The organism is Clostridium tarantellae, from assembly GCF_009295725.1.
Taxonomy (GTDB): domain Bacteria; phylum Bacillota; class Clostridia; order Clostridiales; family Clostridiaceae; genus Sarcina; species Sarcina tarantellae.
In genome coordinates, this window is the sequence record NZ_WHJC01000452.1 from 1 (window position 1) to 1,885 (window position 1,885).

General features: G+C 27.7%; 1 protein-coding gene. It reads right to left on the reverse strand.

All coding sequences use genetic code 11. From position 1 onward, the window contains the following. Positions 1-157: 157 nt before the first annotated feature. Positions 158-1,786, reverse strand: a complete 1,629-nt coding sequence (locus tag GBZ86_RS15505) for an IS1182 family transposase (RefSeq protein ID WP_152892154.1) — start codon at positions 1,784-1,786, stop codon at positions 158-160. Between the last annotated feature and the right edge of the window lie 99 nt (positions 1,787-1,885).

Consider the following 1,885-nt stretch of genomic DNA (forward strand, 5'->3'; position numbering starts at 1 on the left):
AAGGGGCTGTCGCATTAGCGGATAAAAAAATCCGCTAGCGATAGCTCCTTTTCTATATTTTTTAAAATAATTTTATATATTTCAACTATAGTTAAAATATATCTAAAAATAGACGCACTCAAATAAGCCTATTGAAAAGAGGCTTTAAAAAATCAGATTATGCAGTTTTTTTTAGTTCAAATAAATACTTACCAGTTCGATTAGCTTGTATTTTATTATGAAGTTTATTTATATTATGAGCCATGGCAAGAAGTATACTTTCTGATAAGACATTTTTTTGTCCACGGCACATAAATCTTCTAAAATTCATATCATGCTTTACTTGAGCAAAAGAACCTTCTGCTTGAATACTTCTATTCATTCTAAGTAAACAACCTTCATCAGTAATAATTCTTTCTAAATCCTCTTTCCTTTGACGATTAAACTTTTTTGAAGTTTCAATTTTTTTAGTTCTTTCTTCTAATGGTATTTTAGAATTATTAGCTTTAATACATTTACTTTTATAGGTACATTCACTACAATCCTCACATCTATAAATTGTCTTTTCACTTGCATATCCTGTTTTAGATTTCTTAAGTTTTATACCTTCCATTTTTAATTTTTTACCATTTTGACATATAAATAAATCATTTTTAACATCATAGTCCATATTCTCTATCTTACCAATATCATTTTTATATTTTTTTGTTTTAGATATTTCATAATTATTAGGTTTAATAAATGATATTTGATTATTCTCCTCAATAAAAGAATAGTTTTCCTCACTTTCATATCCAGCATCAGCAACTATTTTTAAGTATTTGAAATTTAGATTTTCTTCCATACTTTTCAAAAATGGTATTAATGTAGTTGTATCAGTTGGCTGTGGACCAACAGTAAGCCATGTAATATATTCCGCATCAACACCATGCTGTATATTATAAGCTGGCTTAAGCTGTCCATTTTTCATAGCATCTTCCTTCATTCTCATAAATGTAGCATCAGTATCTGTTTTGGAATAACTATTTCTATCACCACAAGTATATATTTTTTGATTATATTCTTTGAACTTTAAAAGATACTCTTCAAGCTTCTCTATAGACTTTTGTAAAACTGTTTTTCTTTTACCACATCCGTGGACAAATTGAATATTTTCTGATTTTTTTAACTCATAAAGCTTCTTTTTTAGCTTTTTTACATGCTTCATTTGTACCTTATCTTTATAGATTAATTTAATTCCGTAAAGCTCTTCACATTCTTTTACAAGGTCGGCTATTTTTATTAACAATTTAGCCATATTCTTTGTTACAGCCTTCTTCCAAACAAAGGTATATTTATTTGCATAAGCTTCTATCTTAGTACCGTCAATAAATATTGTCTCTCCTGATATTTCACTAATTTCATGAAGAAAATTAGTCATTTCGGCTAATATTTTTTCAGCGCATGGAGCAAAATGTAAAGTTCTAAACCTTGCAAATGTTGAGTGATCTGGAACAGATGCCCCTTCAAGTAAAAACATAAAATTTATATCTCTAAGACATGCAGTTTCTATATCTCGTGAAGAATAAACTCCATTCATATATCCATAAAGCATAATTTTCAGCATATTCATTGGTGATACTTGATTTTCTCTTATTTTAAAATAAGTAGAATATAAATCAGTTAAATCCATCTCCTCTACAAACTGACTTAGTAATCTTACTGAATCATTTTCTGGTATTATGCAATCTATCTCAAAAGGAAGTTTTAATTGATAAACCTTTTGATTTATAGTATAATCTTTTTGCAAAATATTTTTTTTAAGCATAAGAATATTTTACCATAAATCCTAAACTCGTGGAGTTTGGGATTTATTTTTTTAAAGAAAAAAGGAGCTGTTCACTAATTATTTAGTGCGACAGCCCCT

What these genes read in the sequence shown, in the direction of transcription:
- GBZ86_RS15505 (WP_152892154.1), bottom strand. Translation starts at nt 1,786, where the DNA reads ATGCTTAAAAAAAATATTTTGCAAAAAGATTATACTATAAATCAAAAG.